This is a genomic window from Virgisporangium ochraceum (assembly GCF_016863655.1).
Taxonomy (GTDB): domain Bacteria; phylum Actinomycetota; class Actinomycetes; order Mycobacteriales; family Micromonosporaceae; genus Virgisporangium; species Virgisporangium ochraceum.
Genome location: NZ_BOPH01000061.1, coordinates 57,001 through 78,222, shown reverse-complemented (window position 1 = coordinate 78,222; position 21,222 = coordinate 57,001). Strand labels below are relative to the sequence as shown.

Annotated in this window: 17 protein-coding genes; 7 read left to right on the top strand and 10 right to left on the bottom strand. The window is 72.1% G+C overall.

Features of this window, described 5'->3' with window-relative positions:
- Window positions 1–76: 76 nt before the first annotated feature.
- Window positions 77–3,145 (bottom strand): preprotein translocase subunit SecA, encoded by a 3,069-nt coding sequence (gene secA / locus Voc01_RS21680; protein ID WP_203929317.1) that lies wholly within the window; start codon window positions 3,143–3,145, stop codon window positions 77–79.
- Between the two features lie 148 nt (window positions 3,146–3,293).
- On the opposite strand from secA, the gene Voc01_RS21675 reads away from it, so the two are divergent.
- Window positions 3,294–4,469 (top strand): GNAT family N-acetyltransferase, encoded by a 1,176-nt coding sequence (locus Voc01_RS21675; protein ID WP_239160373.1) that lies wholly within the window; start codon window positions 3,294–3,296, stop codon window positions 4,467–4,469.
- On the opposite strand, the gene hpf is transcribed toward Voc01_RS21675, so the two are convergent.
- The 5 genes from hpf to mtrA all read right to left on the bottom strand — a co-directional run bounded on the left by hpf (window position 4,447) and on the right by mtrA (window position 10,618).
- Window positions 4,447–5,112, bottom strand: a complete 666-nt coding sequence (gene hpf, locus Voc01_RS21670; RefSeq protein ID WP_203929316.1) for a ribosome hibernation-promoting factor, HPF/YfiA family — start codon at window positions 5,110–5,112, stop codon at window positions 4,447–4,449. The two genes, Voc01_RS21675 and hpf, sit on opposite strands and share 23 nt — an antisense overlap.
- Before the next feature lie 323 nt (window positions 5,113–5,435).
- Complete coding sequence (locus tag Voc01_RS21665) at window positions 5,436–6,209, bottom strand: ComF family protein (RefSeq protein WP_203929315.1); 774 nt, start codon at window positions 6,207–6,209, stop codon at window positions 5,436–5,438.
- On the bottom strand, window positions 6,206–8,062 hold the full coding sequence (locus Voc01_RS21660) for an LpqB family beta-propeller domain-containing protein (protein WP_203929314.1): 1,857 nt from the start codon (window positions 8,060–8,062) through the stop codon (window positions 6,206–6,208). Before Voc01_RS21660 ends, Voc01_RS21665 begins: the two co-directional genes overlap by 4 nt.
- A 64-nt stretch (window positions 8,063–8,126) precedes the next feature.
- On the bottom strand, window positions 8,127–9,872 hold the full coding sequence (gene mtrB / locus Voc01_RS21655; protein ID WP_203929325.1) for an MtrAB system histidine kinase MtrB: 1,746 nt from the start codon (window positions 9,870–9,872) through the stop codon (window positions 8,127–8,129).
- 56 nt (window positions 9,873–9,928) lie between these two features.
- Window positions 9,929–10,618 (bottom strand): MtrAB system response regulator MtrA, encoded by a 690-nt coding sequence (gene mtrA, locus Voc01_RS21650; protein WP_203929313.1) that lies wholly within the window; start codon window positions 10,616–10,618, stop codon window positions 9,929–9,931.
- Window positions 10,619–10,726: 108 nt separating this feature from the next.
- Here mtrA and Voc01_RS21645 point away from each other — a divergent pair, with 108 nt between their 5' ends.
- The 5 genes from Voc01_RS21645 to Voc01_RS21625 are packed head-to-tail and all read left to right on the top strand — an operon-like array spanning window position 10,727 to window position 15,821.
- Window positions 10,727–11,581, top strand: a complete 855-nt coding sequence (locus tag Voc01_RS21645) for a hypothetical protein (protein ID WP_203929312.1) — start codon at window positions 10,727–10,729, stop codon at window positions 11,579–11,581.
- Window positions 11,581–12,189, top strand: a complete 609-nt coding sequence (locus Voc01_RS21640) for a DUF4129 domain-containing protein (protein WP_239160371.1) — start codon at window positions 11,581–11,583, stop codon at window positions 12,187–12,189. The genes Voc01_RS21645 and Voc01_RS21640 overlap by 1 nt, the downstream gene beginning before the upstream one ends.
- Window positions 12,186–13,517: a DUF4350 domain-containing protein gene (locus tag Voc01_RS21635; protein ID WP_203929311.1), complete on the top strand. Its 1,332-nt coding sequence runs from the start codon at window positions 12,186–12,188 to the stop codon at window positions 13,515–13,517. Before Voc01_RS21640 ends, Voc01_RS21635 begins: the two co-directional genes overlap by 4 nt.
- On the top strand, window positions 13,510–14,487 hold the full coding sequence (locus tag Voc01_RS21630) for an AAA family ATPase (protein WP_203929310.1): 978 nt from the start codon (window positions 13,510–13,512) through the stop codon (window positions 14,485–14,487). The genes Voc01_RS21635 and Voc01_RS21630 overlap by 8 nt, the downstream gene beginning before the upstream one ends.
- Window positions 14,484–15,821: a DUF58 domain-containing protein gene (locus Voc01_RS21625; protein WP_203929309.1), complete on the top strand. Its 1,338-nt coding sequence runs from the start codon at window positions 14,484–14,486 to the stop codon at window positions 15,819–15,821. The genes Voc01_RS21630 and Voc01_RS21625 overlap by 4 nt, the downstream gene beginning before the upstream one ends.
- Here Voc01_RS21625 and Voc01_RS21620 read toward each other — a convergent pair.
- Entirely contained in the window at window positions 15,818–16,807 is a 990-nt protein-coding gene (locus tag Voc01_RS21620) for a stage II sporulation protein M (protein WP_203929308.1), read from the bottom strand. The genes Voc01_RS21625 and Voc01_RS21620 overlap by 4 nt on opposite strands.
- 126 nt (window positions 16,808–16,933) lie before the next feature.
- Here Voc01_RS21620 and Voc01_RS21615 point away from each other — a divergent pair, with 126 nt between their 5' ends.
- Window positions 16,934–17,857 carry an RDD family protein gene (locus Voc01_RS21615; RefSeq protein WP_239160370.1) on the top strand — a complete coding sequence of 308 codons (924 nt, stop codon included), beginning with the start codon at window positions 16,934–16,936 and terminating at the stop codon, window positions 17,855–17,857.
- A gap of 145 nt (window positions 17,858–18,002) precedes the next feature.
- Here Voc01_RS21615 and Voc01_RS21610 read toward each other — a convergent pair whose 3' ends face one another.
- The 3 genes from Voc01_RS21610 to Voc01_RS21600 are packed head-to-tail and all read right to left on the bottom strand — an operon-like array spanning window position 18,003 to window position 21,183.
- Window positions 18,003–19,067: an ABC transporter ATP-binding protein gene (locus tag Voc01_RS21610; RefSeq protein WP_203929307.1), complete on the bottom strand. Its 1,065-nt coding sequence runs from the start codon at window positions 19,065–19,067 to the stop codon at window positions 18,003–18,005.
- Complete coding sequence (locus Voc01_RS21605; RefSeq protein ID WP_203929306.1) at window positions 19,064–20,251, bottom strand: ABC transporter ATP-binding protein; 1,188 nt, start codon at window positions 20,249–20,251, stop codon at window positions 19,064–19,066. The genes Voc01_RS21610 and Voc01_RS21605 overlap by 4 nt, the downstream gene beginning before the upstream one ends.
- Window positions 20,248–21,183, bottom strand: coding sequence for an ABC transporter permease (locus Voc01_RS21600; RefSeq protein WP_203929305.1), 936 nt, complete (start codon window positions 21,181–21,183; stop codon window positions 20,248–20,250). Before Voc01_RS21600 ends, Voc01_RS21605 begins: the two co-directional genes overlap by 4 nt.
- Window positions 21,184–21,222: the final 39 nt, after the last annotated feature.

The window sequence follows — 21,222 nt, the reverse complement described above, 5'->3', positions numbered from 1 at the left end:
CGACGATCAAGGCGACAGGCACAACAGCGACCCTGGAGCACCACCGAGGGTGTCCAGGGTCGCCGGGTGACACGGGTCAGGCGGCGCCGGGGGCGCCGTGGCAGCGCTTGTACTTCTTGCCCGAGCCGCAGTAGCACGGCGCGTTGCGCGACGGTCCACCGGCGGCCGTGGCCTGGCCGGGCGACGGCTTGCGGGCACCGGCAGCCGTGGGCGAGGCGGGACCGGAACGGCGGGCACCGCCGGCCGTCGCTCCACCGGCCGTCGCACCACCGGCCGTGGCACCGGCGCGGGCCGGAGGAGCGTCCTCGCCGTCGATGCCCAGGGCGCTGCGGGCGCCGCCACCACCGGCGGTGGAGGCGGTGCCGCTCAGCTGCTTCGTGCCCGGGCGCGTGGTGCGGGCCGGGCGGGCTCCGCCGCGTCCGCGGGCCTGGGAACGGCCGTTGTCGGAGCCTACGCCCAGAGCGGGCGCGGACTGCTGGTTCTCGACGGCCACGCTACCGGAGCCGGCGGCCCCGTCGATGGTCGGTGCCGTGTACTGGAGGTTGCGCGGCAGCCGCTGCGCGCCGAGACCCTTGGCGTGGATCTCGACCTGCGGCTCCTCGGCCGCGGCCTCGGCCGCCTCGACCTGGACCTCCAGGTTGAACAGGAAGGCGACCGACTCCTCCTTGATGCCGTCGAGCATCTGCTGGAACATGTCGAAGCCCTCGCGCTGGTACTCGACCAGCGGGTCGCGCTGGGCGTAGGCGCGCAGGCCCACACCCTCCTGCAGGTAGTCCATCTCGTACAGGTGCTCGCGCCACTTGCGGTCGATCACGGCGAGCAGCACCTGACGCTCCAGCTCGCGGACCGCCTCCGGACCGAGCTCCTCCTCACGGGCGTCGTACGCACCGTGGGCGTCGTCCTTGAGGCGCTCCTCCAGCAGCTCGGGGCTCAGGCCCTCCTCGCCACCGGCCTCGCCGACCAGGTCGTCGATGGTCAGCGTGACCGGGTAGAGCTGCTTCAGGCTGGTCCAGAGCTTGTCGAGGTCCCAGTCCTCGGCGCCGACGCCCTCGGCGGTGGCGCCCACGACGTAGGCGGTGACCACGTCGTCGAGCATGCTGCGCACCTGGTCGTGCAGGTCCTCGCCGTCGAGCACCTTCTTGCGCTCGGCGTAGATGACCTTGCGCTGCTGGTTGAGCACCTCGTCGTACTTCAGAACGTTCTTCCGGATCTCGGCGTTCTGGCCCTCGATCTGGGTCTGCGCGCTCTTGATCTGGCGCGAGACCATCTTGGACTCGATGGGCAGGTCCTCCGGGATGTTGAGCCGGTCCATGACCGCCTCCACCGCACCGGCCCGGAAGCGGCGCATCAGCTCGTCCTGCAGGGACAGGTAGAACCGGGACTCGCCCGGGTCGCCCTGCCGGCCGGAGCGGCCACGGAGCTGGTTGTCGATACGACGGGACTCGTGGCGCTCGGTGCCGAGGACGTAGAGGCCACCGGCGTCGATGACGTCCTCGCCCTCCTCCTTGCACAGCTTCTTCCAGCGCTCGACGGCCTCGTCCCAGGCGACGTCGTACTCCTCGGTCTCCGGCTCGACCCCGCGGTTACGCAGCTCGGACGCGGCCAGGTACTCGGGGTTGCCGCCGAGCAGGATGTCGGTACCACGTCCGGCCATGTTGGTGGCGACCGTGACCGACCCGCGGCGCCCGGCCTGCGCGATGATCTCGGCTTCCTTGGCGTGGAACTTCGCGTTCAGCACCGCGTGCGGCACGCCGCGCCGCCGCAGCATCTGGCTGAGCAGTTCGCTCTTCTCGACGCTGACCGTGCCGACGAGCACCGGCTGGCCGGCCTCGTGGCGCTCGACGATGTCGTCGACGACGGCGTTGTACTTGGCCTTCTCGGTCTTGTAGATGACGTCGGGCTGGTCGACCCGGATCATCGGCTTGTGGGTGGGGATGCTGATGACACCCACCTTGTAGACCTTGTTGAACTCGGCCGCCTCGGTCTGCGCGGTACCGGTCATGCCGCCGAGCTTCTCGTAGAGCCGGAAGTAGTTCTGCAGCGTGATCGTCGCGAGCGTCTGGTTCTCCTGCTTGATCTCCACGCCCTCTTTGGCCTCGATGGCCTGGTGCATGCCCTCGTTGTAGCGCCGGCCGTGCAGGATGCGGCCGGTGAACTCGTCGACGATCAGCACCTCGCCGTCGCTGACGACGTAGTCCTTGTCCTTGCGGTACAGCTCCTTGGCCTTCAGCGCGTTGTTCAGGTAGCCGACCAGCGGCGTGTTCACCGACTCGTACAGGTTGTCGATGCCCAGCTGGTCCTCGACCTTGGCGACGCCGCGCTCGGTGATCGAGATCGTGCGCTTGGACTCGTCGACCTCGTAGTCGAAGTCGCGCTCGCTGCTCGGGTCGTCCTTCTCGGCCTTGCCCTTCTCCAGCCGCTTCACGACCCGCGCGAACTCGCCGTACCAGCGGGCCGACTGCTCGGCCGGACCCGAGATGATCAGCGGCGTACGGGCCTCGTCGATGAGGATCGAGTCGACCTCGTCGACGATCGCGAAGTTGTGGCCGCGCTGCACCAGCTCCTCGTTCGACCACGCCATGTTGTCGCGCAGGTAGTCGAAGCCGAACTCGTTGTTGGTGCCGTAGGTGACGTCGCAGAGGTAGGCGGCGCGGTGCTCGGCGGCCGGCACGTTGGGGAGGATCACGCCGACGGTGAGGCCGAGGAACCGGTGCACCCGGCCCATCCACTCGGCGTCGCGCTGTGCCAGGTAGTCGTTGGTGGTGACCACGTGGACGCCCTTGCCGGACAGCGCGTTCAGGTACGTGGCGAGCACGATGGTGAGCGTCTTTCCCTCACCGGTCTTCATCTCCGAGATGTTGCCCCAGTGCAGCGACGCCGCGCCCATGAGCTGGACGTCGTACGGGCGCTGCCCGAGCACCCGGTGCGCCGCCTCGCGGACCGTCGCGAACGCCTCCGGCAGCAGGTCGTCGAGCGTCTCACCGTCCTCTAACCGTTCCCGAAACTGGTCGGTCAGCGCCGCCAGCTCCTCATCGGTGAGGTCGGTGTAGTTGTCCTCGATGTCGTTGATGGCCCTGGCGACGGCCTTGAGCCGTTTCACCATTCGGCCTTCGCCGGCACGAAGGATTCTCTCGAAAATCGACACGGGTCAGCGCTCCCTCAACGTCCTGCGGCACCCATCGTAGGCGCACCGGTGGGCAGCTTGCCCACAGCGCCCGACAAGCTGGACATTTACCCTGGCTTTCGTCGAGCCGTAGTGGACGCCTGACAGGCAACTGGCAGACTCGCGACCCATGGAATCTACGTCGCAACGGTTCGGTCTGGTTGCCGAGTCGATCGACGGCGGCGGAATCCGGGTGCGCCGGTACCGCGACGACGACGTGCCGGCGGTCCAGGCCGCCTGCGACGACCCGCTGAGCCAGCGGTTCCTGCCGATGCTGCCCAGCCCGTACACCTACGACGACGCGGTCTGGTGGGTCCGCGAGGGGTCGCTCACGGCGTTCGAGCGTGGCGGCGGCAACTTCGCGATCGCCGATCCGGCCACCGACCGGCTGATCGGCGGCATCGGCATCACCCACGAGCAGAACGCCAGCGGCGAGATCGGCTACTGGGTGGCGCCGTGGGCGCGGGGGCGCGGCGTCGCCTCCGCCGCCACCCGCACCCTGACCGACTACGCGTTCGCGAGCGGCTACGAGCGCCTCCAGCTGCGTACCGAGTGGGAGAACACCTCCTCGCAGCGGGTCGCGATCGCGTCCGGCTACGCGCGGGAGGGCGTGCAGCGGGCGACGGCGCTCGCCCGCACCGGCGGCCGGCACGACCTCGTGGTGTGGGTACGCCTGCCGGGTGACCCGCCCGGGCCGGTGCGCCGGGTGCTCCCCGACCTGCCGGGCGGCCGGCTCACCGACGGCGTCGTGACGCTGCGCCCGCTCGGACCGGCCGACGGCGAGGCCATGTACGCCCTGCACAGCGACCCCGACGTGGTGGCCACCAGCTACCGGACCGGCCCGCCGCAGCCCGCCGAGGTGGCGCTGACCTGCGCTCGGGCGGGCGGGCACTGGCTGGCCGGAACGCGGGCGCACCTCGCGATCGTCGATACGGAGTCGGGCGCGTTCGCCGGCGACCTCGGCCTGTTCGACGTGACGGCGACCGGGGTCGCCATGATCGGCTACTCACTCAGCCCACGGTGGCGCGGCCGCGGCCTGGCGACCCGGGCGGTGCGGCTGCTGAGTGGCTGGGCCCTCTCGGCTGGGGAGAGGGACGGGAACGAGCGGGGCGACGGTGCCGGCCTGGCCCGGCTCGTCGCGGGCACCGATCCGGCGAACTCCGCGTCGCAGCGGGTTCTGGAGCGGGTCGGATTCACCCGGGAGGGGTATCAGCGCGGCCACCTTCCCGCCCCCGGTGGCGGCCGCGCCGACGTGGTGTCCTACGCCCTCCTGGCTACGGACCTCACGGGTGCACGTTCAGACTGAGCACTCCGTAGTCGTACGCGCGGCGCCTGTACACCACGCTCGGCCGCCCCGACTCCTTGTCGTTGAACAGGTAGAAGTCGTGGCCAAGCAGCTCCATGTGGAAGAGCGCGTCCTCGACCGTCATCGGCTCGCCCGGATGCTCCTTCTCGCGGACGATGCGCCATGGCTGGTTCTCATCCTGGGTGTCTTCCCAGGTGTCCAGATCGTGGGACTCGTTGGTGGGCCAGTCGGTGCGCCCGGACTGCTGGGATGCCCCGGTGGCGGCGACGACACCGGCCATCTGCGGCGCCGCGAGGGGCGCGGTCGCGGCGGCGACCGACACCGGTGCACGCCGTCCGCGGTGGATGCGGCGCCGGTCGGCGGCGCGGCGGAGCCGGCTCTCGAGTTTGGTGATCGCGGAGTCCAGGGCGCTGTAGAAGTCGGCTGCGCACGCCTCGGCCCGAACGACGGGGCCGCGTGAGAAGCAGGTGATCTCGATGCGCTGGCAGTTGTCTGACTGCCGGCGGTTCTTCTCGTGGAAGAGCTCCACGTCGACGCTGATGATCTTCTGGTCGTACCGCTCGACCTTCGACAGCTTGTCTGCGACATGCTGCCGGTAGTGGTCGGGCACCTCCACGTTGCGGCCCTTGACAACGATGTCCACGCTGTGACCTCCCCTGGCTGTTTCGTCAGGATGAGAAGCTCGATGAAGTGATCGATGGGTGCCGATCAAACTCGACGATCAAACTCGAAGATGTGACCGGGACCGATCCGGCTGGACCAACCGGCCAACGCACGCGGGCTTCTCCGCGGCGGTGGACCGGGGCCAGAAATGCGAGGCCTCGCCTCCCTTCGCGGTGAGAGGGTGGTGATTCGACGCTAACCCGAGGACACTCTCCAGTCATCCCTCGTTTGAAAACTCACCCGGCCAATGGGACAGTTCGGAACGTTCGAACAGCCCCAAACGGGTCGATGCTGGGAGTTTTGTCAGGACCCCGACCGCGGCGTGTCGGCCCCACCTGGCCGGCGCGGGGTGTAGGCGACAGCCGCTGCCACGGCCACCGGAACACCGCCCGCCCGCAGCAGAGCGGCCGCCGCGTCGAGGGTGGCGCCCGAGGTCACGACGTCGTCGACGAGCACGGGGCGCACCCCGGCCGCCACCGCGTCGCGCACCGCCGCGACCCGGCCCGCCCGCAGGCGCAGGCCGGCCCGCGCCACCGCGACGCGCTGCGCCGCGGTCAGTCCCACCGAGTCGGGACGCGGAAGGGCGCGCAACGGGAACGCGACCGCGGTCGGGATCCCGGCCCGCGACAGGCCGTCCGCCGCGCGCCGCGCCAGCCGGGCCATGTGGTCGCCGAAGCGCCGCCGGGCCGCGGCGGCCGTAGCCGGGACCGGCACCAGCAGCACTCCCGCGCACCCCGCTGACCCCGGCTCGGCCGGCACCCACTCCCGGACCGCGACGGCCAGCCGGTCGCCCAGCACGGCCGCGAGCCCGTGCCGGCCGTGCTCCTTGTAGGCGTTGACGGCCTCCCGCAGCGGCCCCTCGTACGGGCCGCCTGCCACGATGGGCGGCAGGTCGGGCAGGAACGGCGACGGCGGGACCCGCACCGGACCGGCAGCGGCCACCCGCTCCGCACACCGCCGGCACCACCCGCGCGGGTCCAGGGAGCCGGAACGGCGCGGGTCCACCGAGCCGCTCGGCGCGCCGCAGCCACCGCAGGTGGCCGGCAGCACCAGGTCGACGAGCGCCGCGAGGGTCATATGACGTCGGCGTAGAAGGGTGCCGTGACCTTGGGCGCGAGTGGCGCGCTCGCGCCCGACGCCGACGGGGCCGGCGACGCACCGGCCGGTGATGGCGGTGGTTGCAGCGGGTCGAGGTTCAGCCGGTACGGCTGGTACGCCTGAATGGCGTTGTTGGTGCCGGCCGCCTCGATCACCAGGTTGCCGCCGTCGCCCGTGGCGGGGCTCCACGGCACCGCCGACAGCTGCGTGAGCCGGAAGCCCTGCAGGTTGACCGGGCCGACCGCCTCCAGCGCGCCACCGTCGATCGCGGCGATCACCAGGCCGTTCTCGCCACCGACGGCGAGCTGGTGCTCGTAGTACCAGCCCACGCCCTTGAGGTTGGTGAGGCCGCCCAGGAAGATCTCGCGGACCGAGCCGCCCGTCCCGGAGTTGATCAACGCCGGGACCTTGGAAGGGTCGAGCGTCGCGACGTACGCCCGGGTGGCTGTGACGATCGCGACCCGCGCGCCGTCCGGCGCCACCGAGACGGCCACCGGTGCGCCGATGACCGCGGGAAGCTCCACCGGCGACGCCAGGCCCGAGCCCAGGTCGACGTCGTACAGCCGGTTGTCGGCCACGATCAGCACCCGGTCGCCGGCGCCGGGAAGGTACGACGGCCGGCTGAACGTGCTGATGGACCCGCCGAACTGGGCCAGCCGGAACTGCGCCGCACTCTGGTCGGCCGGCGTGCGGCCGACCCACAGCTGCGGCGGCGCGGTGGCGGAGGTCCTCCGCACCAGCGCGGCCGAGTTCTGCCGGACGTTGACCGCCGCGGCGACCACGTTGGCGTTCTCCGGGCGGCTCAGGATCGACGGCGGCGTCACGCCGGGCTCGAGCGGCTTCACCGTTCCGTTCACCGCCGCGTACAGCCGCTCCTCGTTGCGGCCGCCGCGGGTCTGCGGCTGTGACGGGTTGGCGCTCTCGTACCCGGTTCCCGAGTAGGTGCGCACCTTCCGCCCACCGACCTTCAGGTCGACCGAGTACCGCTGCGGATGCAGCGACCATCTCAGCTGCGACGCGAGCATGGTCAGCGGATCCTCGCGGTCGGTCTGTTCGGAGACCGGCAGGTTCACCACGACGTTGTTGCCGTTGAGCGTCGCGTTGCCGATCGACGCCTCCACCGGCGGGTCGACCACCGCCTTCTCCAGGAACTCCGACGGGCCGGCGAGCACCCGCGCCACGATCGTGTTCACCCGCTTCTCGGCGGTGATGCCCTTGCTCAGGTACCGGCGGTCGGGGACCAGGAACCGGCCGCGCAGATCCCAGAAGTAGACCGGCCGCACCTCGAAGTACTCCTGCAGCCCTTCCAGCGACAGCGGCAGCAGCTTGCCGGGAGCTGACGCGAGCAGCCGCGGACCCGAGTCACCCTCCGGGGCGACCTTGAACTCCAGTTCCTCGTTCTGGGGTGCGCCGACCAGGGGCGTCAGCGTTCCGTCACCGTCGAGCTCACCGACCCTGCGGTACGGGACGGTGAACTTGTCGACGGTCTGGATCGGCTCGCCGACCTGGATGACGGTGATGACGTCTCCGGGTTCCCAGGCCTCCTTGCCGGCCGGGGTGAGGAACTGCTTCGCGTACTCGACGGCCGCCGGGATGCGTTGTTCCTTGCGCAGCCCCGGGTTGGTGAAGTCGGCCGCGGCGCCGACCCGCAGGAAGTTGTTCACGAGCTCGGCGGGCGACGACTGCCGCGACGGCGCCGGCAGCTTGAGGTCGCCGACCGGTGCGGCCGGCCCGCCCACGCCCGGGGCGTCGGCCAACGACTCGGGCTCGCCGGAGCCGGGAACACCGCATCCGGCCACCGCCAGCGCCACGCACCCGAGCGCCACCGCCATCCGGAGCCGGCTGAAAACGCTTATTTGTCGCCGAGAGAGGCGACTGTGCCCGTATCCCCGCCTTCTACTCCGCACGGCCGCCACCGATCTCGATCACCTCGGGCTCGACGGCGTGGTCCTCCTTCAGCAGGCCCACGGTGGGGACCGCGCCCTCCGGGACCAGCGGGAGTGGCGACGACGTCAGGCGGTCGCCGGCGTGCAGCGGGACGACGAGCCGGAACTGGGCGCCCTGGCCGGGCGCGCCCCAGGCCTCGAGCCAACCGCCGTGCAGGCGGGCGTCCTCCAGGCTGATCGACAGGCCGAGGCCGGTGCCGCCGGTCTGCCGGGCGCGCGAAGGGTCGGCGCGCCAGAAGCGGTTGAACACCAGCTTCTCCTCGCCGGGCTTGAGGCCGATGCCCTCGTCGCGCACGGTGATCGCGACCGAGTGGTCGTCGGCGGCCAGCGCGACCCGCACGGGACGGTGCTCGCCGTGCTCGACCGCGTTGCCCATGAGGTTGCGCAGCACCCGCTCGACGCGGCGCTGGTCGACCTCGGCGATGACCGGCTGGTCGGGCACCTCGAGCACGATCGGCGAACCGACCCGCTCGGCCAGCGACTCCAGCCGCTCGGCGACCCGCCGCACCACCGGGGTGAGGTCGACCGGCTCGGCGTCGAGGATCGCGAAGCCGGCGTCGAACCGGGAGATCTCCAGCAGGTCGGTGAGCAGCTCCTCGAACCGGTCGAGCTCGGCGTGCAGCAGCTCCGCGCTGCGGGCGACCGCCGGGTCGAACTCGTCGCGCTCGTTGTAGATCAGGTCGGCGGCCATCCGGACCGTGGTGAGCGGCGTGCGCAGCTCGTGCGACACGTCGGAGGTGAACCGCCGCTGCAGGCGCGACATCTCCTCCAGCCGCAGGATCTGCCGCTGCAGGTTCGCGGCCATCTGGTTGAAGGCCGCCGCGAGGCTCGCCAGGTCGTCCTCCCCGCGGACTTCCATCCGCTGGTCGAGCAGACCGGCCGACAGCCGCTGCGCGGTGCGCGCGGCCAGCCGCACCGGGCTCACCACCATGCGGGTGACCACCGCGGCGAGCAGCGCCAGCAGGACCACCAGCGAGATGCCGGTCAACGACACGCTGGTGCCGACCAGCTCGGCGAGGTCGACCTCCCGGTCGAGCGGGAACATGTAGTACAGGCCCAGCTCGCCGGCCTGCGTCCGGATGAGCGTGCCGTAGGCCAGGAACGGGCGGCTCCCCCGGCCGTCGGGATCGGCGGTGACGTACTGGCGGGCGGTCTTGCCCTCCGCCACCAGCCGGTGCAGCCCGTCGAGCGGGCCGGGCTCGGACAGCGCCTGCAGGGCCCTGTCCTCGCCGGGAACCGCCAGCGCCTCCACCATCGGCCGGCCGTTCACGGGCACGATCGCCACCTGGACCCCGGAGTCGGAACCCGAGCTGCTACCGGCCGACCCGCCCGCGTCGTTGAGCAGCTGCGCCAGCAGCTCCGGCACCGTGCTGGCGAGCGCGGGATCGTTGGGACCGTCGACCCGCAGCTGGCTGATCGCGTACTGGCTGCCCTGGTTCACCGTGTTGCGGGTCTCGTCGCGCGTCTGCGCCAGCTGCCCGTTGGTGATCCAGTTGGTGACCAGCACACCGAACGCCGCGATCAGCACGCTGGAGAGCACGAGCGTGATCGACACGACGCGCAGCTGCAGCGACCGGCGCCAGGCCTGGTGCGCGGTGAGCCAGACCCGGTACAGCCAACGGCCCGGCCCGGCCCGGCGCACCCGCCGCCACTGGATGCGCCACCAGCGGGCGGTGAGCACCGGCGACCCGCGCATCCGCGACCGGAGCGACCGGGGCCGCTCCGGTGCGGACAGCGGGTCGATGCGGAGCACTAGGCCGTGCCCGCCTTGTACCCGACGCCACGCACGGTGAGGATGATCTCCGGCCGCTCGGGGTCGGGCTCGATCTTCGCCCGCAGGCGCTGGACGTGCACGTTCACCAGTCTGGTGTCGGCGGCGTGCCGGTAGCCCCAGACCTGCTCGAGCAGCACCTCGCGGGTGAACACCTGGCGCGGCTTGCGGGCCAGGGCCACCAGCAGGTCGAACTCCAGCGGCGTCAGCTTGACCTCGTCGCCGTTGCGGTTGACCGTGTGCGCCGGCACGTCGATGGTGATCTGGTTGCCGGCCGGCCCGATCGTGAGCACCTCGGGTGCCACGTCCTCCCCCCGGCGCAGCCGGGCACGCATGCGCGCCACGAGCTCCTTCGGCTTGAACGGCTTGACGACGTAGTCGTCGGCGCCGGACTCCAGCCCCAGCACCACGTCGACCGTGTCGCTCTTCGCCGTGAGCATGACGATCGGCACGCCGGACTCGCCGCGGATCGCCCGGCACACGTCGATCCCGCTCATGCCGGGAAGCATCAGGTCGAGCAGGACGATGTCGGGCCGCGCCTCGCGGAACGCGTTCAGCGCCCGTTCACCGTCGGCCACGAAGGACGGCAGGAACCCCTCGCTCCGTAGGACGATGCCGAGCATCTCGGCGAGCGCGGGATCGTCGTCGACCACCAGTATTCGGGCCCTCATGCGACCCAATACTTGCACCTCCCGGCCCATTTCCGCGGACCGCCCGCCCGCGTTGGTTCAATACGGACAAAACCACCGGGGTCATCCGCGTAGCGGGAACATGCCAGGATGGCGTTCGTCCGGGCGACAAAACTGGGGGGCGGCGTGCAGACCGGCGTGCTTCCGCTACGTCCCCTCACCCTCGGTGAGCTCCTCGACGCGGCTGTCGCACTGCTGCGCGGCCACGCGAAGGTTCTGCTCGCGACCGGCTTCGTGCTGGCGGTCGTCGAGCAGGTGGTGCTGTACCCGCTGCGGGTCGGCACCGCCCGTCCGCCGTACATGTTCCCCTACGACGACCGGCTCGAGCTGTACTGGCTGGCGCTGTCGGTCGGGTTCGCCACCGAGATCGCGATCATCACCGCGTTGGGCGGGCTGACGGCGCAGGCCGCCGGTCCGGCGCTGCTCGGCGAACGGTCGCGGATCCGGTTCCGGGGCGGCCAGTTCGGCGCGGTGGCGGTGCTCGCCGGCGCGGCCGGCGCGGCCGGGTTCCTGGCCGCGATCGCCTGCGGCGTGCCGTGGTTCGCGCTCTACGCGCTGATCGGCCTGGTCGTGCCGGCACTGGTCATCGACCGGGTGGGCCCCCTGCGAGCGATCGGCCGGTCGATGGTGCTGTCGTGCCGGGGCGGTCTGCGCGGCGCGTTCGTCCGGCTCGCCGGCTACGTCGCCTGGGGCGCGGTGCGCGTCGCGCTGGGCATCGGCACGCTCGCGCTCATCGACCTCGCGGTCGACAGCCTCGACGACGACATCGCGTGGTTGATCGCGGGCACCGCGTGGGCCCTCGTGAACACCGTGGCCTACCCGGCGCTGGCCTGCCTGGACGCGGTGCTCCACCTGGAGACGCGCATGCGCACCGAGGGCCTCGACATCACGCTGTCGCGCGCCCGCGCCACCGGCCGCCCACCGGCGGCGAGTCTGGTTCTCTGATGCGGTGGTGGAACGAGGTCGTCGCGGTCGTCGGCACGGTGCTGCCGCTGCCGACGGTGGTCCTCGCCATGCTGACGCTCGCCACGATCGTCGCGCTGCTCTGGTACTTCTTCCCGGCCTGGATCCCGCGCCGCTGGCCGCGCCTGCGGATGCCGCGCCTCTCCCTGCCGAAGTGGCGGCTCCCGAAGTGGCGCCGGCCGTCGTGGCGGCGCCGACGCGCGAAGAAGGCCGACGAACCCGGCTCCGTGGAGCCGGTGGAGGGTGACGAGGTGCCCGAGCTCCCGGCGACCACGTTCGCCGACCTGGCCGACCGGCTGGCCGCCGAGGGCAGGTTCGCCGAGGCGGTCCGGGAACGGCTGCGCGGCATGGTGCGCGAGCTGATCGAACGTGGCGTGCTGGAGCACCGTCCCGGCTGGACGGTCACCGAGCTGGCGGCGGTCGCCGCGAGCCGGCGGCCGCAGGTCGCCGACCCGCTCGACGCGGCCGGCCAGCTGTTCTCCGACATCTGGTACGGCGGCCGCCCGGCCGGCGCCGACCAGTACCAGCACATGCGCGGGTACGCCGCGGCGCAGTCGGCCGCGCTCGCCCCGGCGGGGGTCGGGCGATGACCGCGGCCACCGTCCTGCCGCCGCGACGGCGGTCGAGGCGCTGGCTGCGGCTGGTCGTCCCGTACGCGGTGGTGGCACTCGTCCTCCTGGTCACCGTGCTCGCGTACGTCATCGAGGAGCCCGACGACGAGGACCCCGAGTACCTGTCACCCGCGAGCTCGGCCGACATCGGTTCCAGCGAGCTCGCGCGGCAGTTGCGGCAGCGGGGCATCCAGGTCGAGCGGCACAAGCGGACGGCAGACGCGCTGCGCTCGGCCCACCGCGGCGACGCCACCCTGTTCGTACCGACCCCCGACCTGCTGCACACCCTGTACCTGCGGATGCTCAAGCTGATGCCGGAGAGCACGCCCGTCGTGCTGGTCCGCCCCGACGACGGCACGCTCGGCCGCGGCCTGCTGGACGCCCGCGTCACCGGCAACCGGTGGGCGAGCACGACCGCGCTGCCCGGCTGCGGGTACCGGCCGGCGGTCGACGCCGGCCGGGCCGGGGTGCGGCGCACCGCCTACGAGGCCGCGGCACCGCTCGACCGGTGCTACCAGGACTCCGTGCTCCGGATGTCGCACTCCGGCACGGCGGTGACGCTCGTCGGGTCGGCCGACCCGTTCCGCAACGACCGCATCGGCGAGCACGGCAACGCGCGGCTCGCCGTCGGGCTGCTGTCGGGCGCGCCCCGGGTGGTGTGGCTCGACCTGCACGGCGAGGAACCCGGGCCGCGGGTGCTCGAAGGGACCGGCTTCGACCCGAGCCCCGCGCCGGCCGACCTCGGCCGCGACGGCACGCCCGACCCGGACTTCCCGGTCCCCGACCCGGAGGGCACCGACGAGGGCTCGCCACCGGAGCTGGGTGACCCGCCCGACGAGGCCTCCGGCGAGGACTCGGGCCCGTCGACGTTCGACCTGTTCCCCGCCACCGCCTGGACGGTGCTCGCGCTCATCGCCGTGGCCGCGGTGCTCGCCGCCGCCGCCCGGGCCCGCCGGCTCGGCGCACCGGTGCCGGAGCCGCTGCCGGTGCTGGTGCCGACCACCGAGACGGTCACCGGGCGGGGCCGGCTCTACCAGCGTTCACGCGACCGGGGAGCCGCGCTCGCGGTGCTGCGCCGGGCCACCCGCGACCGCATCACCCACGCCCTCGACCTGCCGCCCGACGCCGAGCGCGACACGCTGGTACCGGCCATCGTCGCGCAGACCGGCTTCGATTCCGACCAGGTCGACACGGCCCTGTTCGGGCCCGATCCGGAGAACGACGACGACCTGGTGCACCTGGCCGCCGCGCTCGAGATCATCGTCGACGCGGTGACCCGCATTCCCGAAGGAGAATCCCGTGACTGACCTCAAGCCGGCGCCCGCCGACGCCGACAGCAGAGCCGCGTTGGGACGGCTGCGGGCCGAGGTCGGCAAGGCCGTCATCGGACAGGAGGCGGTGGTCACCGGGCTCGTGATCGCCCTGCTGTGCCGCGGGCACGTGCTGCTGGAGGGCGTGCCCGGCGTGGCCAAGACGCTCCTGGTCCGCACGCTGGCCGCCGCGCTCGACCTCGACGCCAAGCGCCTGCAGTTCACCCCCGACCTCATGCCCGGCGACGTCACCGGCTCGCTGATCTTCGACGCCCGCACCGCCGCGTTCGAGTTCCGTGAGGGGCCGGTCTTCACGAACCTGCTGCTCGCCGACGAGATCAACCGCACGCCGCCGAAGACCCAGGCGTCGCTGCTGGAGGTCATGGAGGAGCGGCAGGTCTCGGTCGAGGGGACGCCGCGTCGGCTGCCGGAGCCGTTCATCGTGATCGCCACCCAGAACCCCGTGGAGTACGAGGGCACCTACCCGCTGCCCGAGGCGCAGCTCGACCGGTTCCTGCTGAAGGTCAACGTGCCGCTGCCGACCCGCGACGAGGAGCTCGGCGTGCTGCGCGCGCACCACAACGGCTTCGACCCGCGCGATCTGCGGGCCGCCGGAGTGAAGCCGGTCGCCACCGCGGCCGACCTCGCGGCGGGGCGGGCCGCCGCCGGCCGGGTCTCGGTGACCGACCCGGTGCTCGCCTACGTCGTCGACCTGTGCCGGGCCACCCGCGTGTCGCCGTCGCTTGAGCTGGGCGCGTCGCCGCGCGGCGCCACCGCGCTGCTCGCGGCCGCGAAGGCCTGGGCCTGGCTCACGGGACGCGACTACGTGACGCCCGACGACGTGAAGGCGCTCGCCCGGCCCACGCTGCGCCACCGGGTACGGCTGCGGCCGGAGGCGGAGCTGGAGGGCGTGAGCACCGACGCCGTGCTCGACGCGGTGCTGGCGACCGTCCCGACGCCACGATGATCACCGGGCGGCCGGCCGCGCTGCTCGTCCTCGGCGCGTTCGGCCTGGCCATCGCCGGGTTGGTGGGTGACCCGACGGGCTGGTGGCCCTGGGTGGCCGCGGCGGTGTTCGTCGTGGTGCTGGCCGCTGCGTGCGTCCTGGATGTCGCGGTGGCCGCGCCGTTGGGGGACGTGCGGTTGACGCGCTCCGGGGAGCGCTCGTGCTGGCTGGGCGAGAGCACGTCGGTGGAGCTCACGGTCCACAACGGCGGGCCGCGGCCGCTGCGGGCCCGGGTGCGCGACGCGTGGGTGCCGTCGGCCGGCGCCACCCCGTACGAGCACGAGGTCGACCTCGAACCGGATGCCTTCGTCGCGGTCGAGACCCGGCTCACGCCGACCCGGCGGGGCGACCGGGCCGCGGTGTGCGTCACCGTGCGTTCGTACGGGCCGCTCGGCTTCGCGTACCGGCAGAGCCGAGCCCGGACGGCGTTGGCACGCACGCCGGCGTGGACGCTGCGGGTCTATCCCCGGTTCGAGGCCCGCCGGCTGCTGCCGGAGAAGATGTCGCGGCTGCGGATCCTCGACGGCGCCGTCGTCACGCGCGGCCGCGGCCAGGGGACCGAGTTCGACGCGCTGCGCGAGTACGTGATCGGCGACGACGTGCGCTCGATCGACTGGCGGGCCAGCGCGCGCCGGTCCGACGTGGTGGTGCGCAGCTGGCGGCCCGAGCGCGACCGGCGCGTGGTGTGCGTGCTCGACACCGGCCGCACCTCGGCCGCCCGCATCGGCGACGAGCCGCGCCTCGACACCTCGATCGACGCCGCCCTGCTGCTGGCGATGCTGGCGGCCCGCGCCGGCGACCGGGTGGACCTGCTCGCGGTCGACACCGCGGTGCGGGCGGCGGTGGCCAACCCCGGCAAGCGGACGCTGCTGTGGCAGCTCGTCACCGCGATGGCGCCGCTGCAGCCGGCCCTGGTCGAGACGGACTTCGGGCTGGTGGCGAGCGAGGTGCTGCGCCGCGAACGCAAGCGCGCCCTCGTGGTGCTGTTCACCGCGCTCGAGCCCGGCGCCCTCGCCGAGGGCCTGCTGCCGGTGCTGCCGCGGTTGGCGGCCCGGCACCGGGTCGTCGTGGCCGCGGTGCACGACCCGGCGCTCGACGCGGTAGCCGCTGCGCCCCGCACCACCGCCACCGCGGTCTACCGGGCGGCGGCCGCCCACCGCGCGTTGGTCGAGCGCGACCGGGTGCGGTCGGCGCTGACCCGTTACGGCGTCGACGTGGTCGACGCGCCGGTGTCGCGGTTCGCGTCGGAGGTCGCCGACATGTACCTGGCCCTGAAGCGCATCGGGCGTCTCTAGGCCATCGGGACCAGCGCGTCGCGCTCCTCGACGTCGGCGGACTCGCCGCTCTGTGCGGCGCGGACGCCGAAGCCGAACACGTAGCCGAGGAAGCCGACGAACGCGGTGACACCGATCGCGATCCGCACCATCGTCGGCACCGGGGCGGGCGTCACGAACGCCTCGATCAGACCGCTGATGAACAGCACCAGCACCAGCCCCAACGCGACCACCATGCCCTCCCGGGCGGTCTCCCCCAGCGCCCGGCCGCGGGTGCGCAGCGGACCGGGCGCGATCCACGCCCAGCCGATCCGCAACCCGAACCCGGCCGCGATGAAGACGGCCGTGAGTTCGAGCAGGCCGTGCGGGGTGACCAGGCCGAAGAACACGTCGGCGCGGCCGTTGCCGATCATGATGCCGCCGACCAGGCCGAGGCTCAGCGCGTTGACCGCCAGCACGTACACCACCGGCAGCACCAGCACCCCGCCGGCGAGGCACTGGGCGGCGAGGAACGCGTTGTTGGTCCAGACCTGGAGGGCGAAGTTCTGCGGCTGGTACTCGGTGTAGTAGCCGGCGAAGCTCGAGTTGACCAGCTCGTCGATCTGGTCCTCGGAGAGCAGCATCGCCGGCACCTCGGGATGGCTCGCGACGTACCACATCAGCACGCCGGACAGCGTCGCGAACGCCGCCGTGACCCCGAGCCACCACGGCGCCGCCCGGTACACGGCCAGCGGAAAGGTGACCGAGAAGAACCGGCCGACCGACCGCAACGAGAACCCCGGGCCACCGGTGAGCGCCGACCGCGCCTGCAGCACCAGGCGTGACAGCCGTGCCACGAGCGCCGGATCGGGCGACCGGCTGCGCACGGCCGACAGGTGGGTGGCCGTGCGCTGGTAGAGGATGACCAGCTCGTCGGCCTCGGGCGCCGACAGCCGGCGGCGGCGGGAGAGCTGGTCGAGGCGGCGCCACTCCCCCGCGTGCTCGGCGACGTACGCGTCGAGGTCCACGGCGTCAGAGCCTAGCGGTCCCGCGCTTGCGCGGGGGCGCCCAGTAGCTCAGCGGTCCCGCGCTTGCGCGGGGGCGCCCGGCGGCGGGACGGCGGCGGCCCGGTCCCATGGTGTTGACTGTTCTTCGTGGCGGTCACTCACCCCTTCACCGCGCCGGTGCCGGTCGAGGCGTCGGCGCCGGCCACCTCCGGCGACGAGCGGCTGGTCAGCGGTGAGGCCGTCGAGCTCGACGTGCGGGTCGCGCGGCTGGGGTCGCGGGCGTTGGCGCTGCTGATCGACATCATCGTGCAGGTGGTCCTGCTGTACATGCTGCTGTTCGCGGCCAGCATCGGGCTGCTGCTGATCAGCGGGTACGTCGACGAGGCGCTCGTGTTCGCGGTGATGATCTCGATCGTCGTGCTCGTGCTGGTCGGCTACCCCACTTTGCAGGAGACCCTGTTCCGCGGTCGCACGCTCGGCAAGCTGGCGATCGGGCTGCGTGTGGTGCGCACCGACGGCGGGCCGATCCAGTTCCGGCACGCGCTCACGCGGGCGCTGGTCAGCGTGACACTGGAGTGGCCCGGCCTGATCCTCGCGCCGCTGACCTGGGTCGTCAGCCTCGGCGTCATGCTCGCCCAGCCGCAGGGCCGTCGCCTCGGAGACCTCGCGGCCGGCACCCTCGTGATCCACGACCGGACACCGGCCGCGTGGGGCTGGATCCCCGCGATGCCACCGCCCCTGATGCGCTGGGCGCCACTCCTCGACCTGACCGGCCTGAGCGACGACCTGGCCCTGGCGGTGCGCCACTTCCTGTCCCGCAACCGCGACATCAAGGAGCCGGCCCGCAGCCGCCTCGGCCAGCAGCTGGCCGCCGAGGTGGCCGCCTGCACCACACCCCCGCCGCCGCCGGGCGTCCCGGGCTGGGCCTACCTGGCCGCCGTGCTGGCCGAACGCCACCGCCGCGCCGCCCTACGCCTGGCCGCCGCCCGCCAACTCAGCTCCACCGTATGGACGGCCGTAGGCCCCCCGACGCCGGCCCCCCGAGTCAAACGCCGCCACCGCCGCTCCTGACCCCGCCCCCGAGGCCTCCGCGCCGACCCAGCGCGCCGATCTTGCACTTGTGGCCCCCGACAAAGGGCGACAAAGGCCGACATAGGTGCGGCCACGAGTGCAAGATCGGCGCGGGGAACGGCTCAGCGGGGGACGGCTCAGCGGGCTAGATCAGCTTCATGGCCTCGGCGTAGTGGCAGGCGCTCCGGTGGCCCTCGCCCCGGTCGATCAGCGCGGGGACCTCGTTGACGCAGCGCTGCTTCTCCGGCTCGCTCAGTTCCGTGGCGAACTTCGGACACCTCGACCGGAACCGGCAGCCGCTCGGCGGGTTGACCGGGCTCGGCACGTCGCCCTGCAGCAGGATCCGCTTGCGGGTGCGCTCCTTGCGCGGGTCGGGCAGCGGGATCGCCGAGATCAGCGCCTGCGTGTACGGGTGCGCCGCAGTCCGGAACAGCTGCTCGACGGCCGCGATCTCGACGATGCGGCCCAGGTACATCACGGCGACCCGGTCGGCGATGTGCCGCACCACCGACAGGTCGTGCGAGATGAACAGGTACGACAGGCCGAACTCCTCCTGCAGGTCCTCCAGGAGGTTGATGACGCCGGCCTGGATCGACACGTCGAGCGCCGACACCGGCTCGTCGAGGATGAGCACCTTCGGCTTCAGCGCCAGGGCCCGGGCGACACCGATGCGCTGCCGTTGGCCGCCGGAGAACTCGTGCGCGTACCGGTTGCCGTGCTCGGGGTTGAGACCCACGGTGCGCAGCAGGTCACGCACGACCTTCCGGCCGTCCTGGTCGCCCCGGTAGCGGCCGTGGATGCGCAGCGGCTCGGCGATGATCTCGTTGACCGTCATGCGCGGGTCGAGCGACGCGAACGGGTCCTGGAACACGATCTGCAGATCGCGCCGCAGCGGGCGCATCTCGGCCGCCGACAGCTTCGTGAGGTCCTTGCCGTCGTACCAGACCTGGCCCGACGTGGCCCGGATCAGGCTGAGCAGCAGCCGGCCGGTGGTCGTCTTGCCGCAACCCGACTCGCCCACGAGGCCCAGCGTCTCGTGGGTGTTGAGGTCGAAGGAGATGTCGCAGACGGCGTGCACGTCGCCGATGCGGCGCCGGACCAGGCCCCGCGACCGCACCGGGAAGTGCTTGACCAGGTTGCGCACCGACAGCACGGGCTGCCGCCCGTTCGTGGCGTCGACGTCCTCCACCGGGGTCACAGCGCTCGTCATGAGGATTCCTTCTTCGCCAGGTCCGGCGTGCCGGTGGTGTCGTCGCCCGCGTGGTCCTGCTCGTGGACGACCGCGGCCGGACCGATGAGGTCGGGATCGATGTCCGCGACCGTGAGGTCCTCGGTGTCGATCGACGTCGTGCCGAACAGGTCGGCGGAGGTGATGCCGACCAGCCGCTCGTGGAAGTGGCACGCGGCCACGTGCGCGGCGCTGTCGGTGACGAAGAGGTCGGGCTCCTCGCGCTCGCAGATGTCCTGCGCGAGCGGGCACCGCGGGGTGAACGGACACCCCGGCGGCAGGTTCAGCAGCGACGGCGGCGAGCCCACGATCGGGGTGAGCCGCTCCCGCCCGGTCTCGTCGAGCCGGGGCAGGCTGCCGAGCAGGCCGAGCGAGTACGGCATGCGCGGCTGGTAGAAGACGTCGTCGATGGTGCCCTTCTCGACCAGCTTGCCGGCGTACATCACGCAGACCCGGTCGGCGTGCCCGGCGATGATCCCCAGGTCGTGGGTGATCAGCACCATCGCGGCACCGGTCTCCTCCCGCGCGGCCTCCAGCGCCTCGAGCACCTGCGCCTGCACGGTGACGTCGAGCGCGGTGGTCGGCTCGTCGGCGATGATCACGTCTGGCTTGTTGGCCATCGCGATCGCGATCACGACGCGCTGCCGCATACCACCCGACATCTCGTGCGGGTAGTTGTCGACCCGCTGCTCCGGGTACGGGATGCCGACCATCTTGAGCAGCTCGATCGAGCGGTCGCGGGCCGCCTTCTTGGAGATGTCGTTGTGCGCCTGGATCGCCTCGCCGATCTGGACACCCACGGTGTACACCGGGTTCAGCGAGGTCAGCGGGTCCTGGAAGATCATCGCGATCTTGTTGCCGCGCAGTTCGGTGTACGCCCGCTCGCTGCGGCCCACCAGTTCCTGGCCGTGCAGCTTGACCGAGCCCTTGATCCGCGCCGTCCTCGGCAGCAGACCCATGATGGCCATCGACGTCACCGACTTGCCGGATCCCGACTCGCCGACGATGCCCATGGACTCGCCCGGGCGCAGCTGATAGCTCACACCGCGCACCGCCTGGACCACGCCGTCGTCGGTGGGGAACTCGACCGTCAGGTTGTCGACGTCGAGCACCACGTCGGAGCTCTTCCCGCCGTTGTCCAGCGAGATGGGGGTCGATTGGGTCATCGGCGTTGCCTCGTCTGTCGGGGGTCGAATGCGTCGCGCAGGCCGTCACCGATGAAGCTGATCGAGAGCGCGATCAGAATGATCATGACGCCTGGCCAGTAGAACAGCCACGGGCGGGTCTCCACGGCGGCACGCGCGGCGTTGACCAGCACTCCCAGCGAGGTGTCCGGGGCCTGTACCCCGAGGCCCAGGAACGACAGGGCCGACTCGGCCAGGATCGCCGCGGCGATGTTGAGCGTCGCCTGCACGATGATGGCGCCCGTGGCGTTGGGCAGCAGGTGCTTGAACACGATGCGCACCGGGCCGGCGCCCAGCGCCTTGGCCGCCTCGATGAACTCCTGCTCGCGCAGCGACAGCACGACGCCGCGTACCACCCGTGCGTCGACGACCCAGCCGAGCAGACCGAGCACCAGGCCCACCATCAGCACGCTACCGCCGCGGCCGGTGACCAGCGCGCCGGCGACGAGCAGCAGCGGCAGCGTCAGCAGGACGTCGCAGATCCGCATCATGATCGTGTCGACGCGGCCGCCGAAGTAGCCCGCGATCGCGCCGTACGGCGCGCCGAGACCCGTGGCGAGCAGCGTGGTGATGAACGCGACGAGCAGCGACTGCTGCATGCCGCGCTGTACCTGGGCGAACAGGTCGTGCCCGAGGCTGTCGGTGCCCATCGGGTTGTCCGGCGAGAACCGGATGTTCGACGGCGAGCTCAGGTCGGCGTAGTCGTACTTCCACACCAGCGGGCCCACGTACGCGAGCAGCACCAGCAGGATGAACACGATCAGGCTGGCCACCGCCGCCCGGTGCCGGAAGAAACGGCTGGCGATGATCTGCCACTGCTTGCGTTCCTTGACGGTGAACTCGCGTTCCACCCGCTCACCGCCGGACGGCGGTGGTGCCACCGTCGACGTGGGGATCGCCCCGGGAACAGTCATGTCGTTACCTCGCCGCCGCCGCTGAGATCGAAGTTCATT

Bases quoted from the DNA above. Each gene is read 5' to 3' on its own strand.
- Voc01_RS21675 (WP_239160373.1), top strand. From the start codon at position 3,294: ATGGAATCTACGTCGCAACGGTTCGGTCTGGTTGCCGAGTCGATCGAC.
- Voc01_RS21665 (WP_203929315.1), bottom strand. From the start codon at position 6,209: ATGACCCTCGCGGCGCTCGTCGACCTGGTGCTGCCGGCCACCTGCGGT.
- Voc01_RS21660 (WP_203929314.1), bottom strand. From the start codon at position 8,062: ATGGCGGTGGCGCTCGGGTGCGTGGCGCTGGCGGTGGCCGGATGCGGT.
- mtrB (WP_203929325.1), bottom strand. From the start codon at position 9,872: ATGCGCGGGTCGCCGGTGCTCACCGCCCGCTGGTGGCGCATCCAGTGG.
- mtrA (WP_203929313.1), bottom strand. From the start codon at position 10,618: ATGAGGGCCCGAATACTGGTGGTCGACGACGATCCCGCGCTCGCCGAG.
- Voc01_RS21645 (WP_203929312.1), top strand. From the start codon at position 10,727: ATGGCGTTCGTCCGGGCGACAAAACTGGGGGGCGGCGTGCAGACCGGC.
- Voc01_RS21640 (WP_239160371.1), top strand. From the start codon at position 11,581: ATGCGGTGGTGGAACGAGGTCGTCGCGGTCGTCGGCACGGTGCTGCCG.
- Voc01_RS21635 (WP_203929311.1), top strand. From the start codon at position 12,186: ATGACCGCGGCCACCGTCCTGCCGCCGCGACGGCGGTCGAGGCGCTGG.
- Voc01_RS21625 (WP_203929309.1), top strand. From the start codon at position 14,484: ATGATCACCGGGCGGCCGGCCGCGCTGCTCGTCCTCGGCGCGTTCGGC.
- Voc01_RS21610 (WP_203929307.1), bottom strand. From the start codon at position 19,067: ATGACGAGCGCTGTGACCCCGGTGGAGGACGTCGACGCCACGAACGGG.
- Voc01_RS21605 (WP_203929306.1), bottom strand. From the start codon at position 20,251: ATGACCCAATCGACCCCCATCTCGCTGGACAACGGCGGGAAGAGCTCC.
- Voc01_RS21600 (WP_203929305.1), bottom strand. From the start codon at position 21,183: ATGACTGTTCCCGGGGCGATCCCCACGTCGACGGTGGCACCACCGCCG.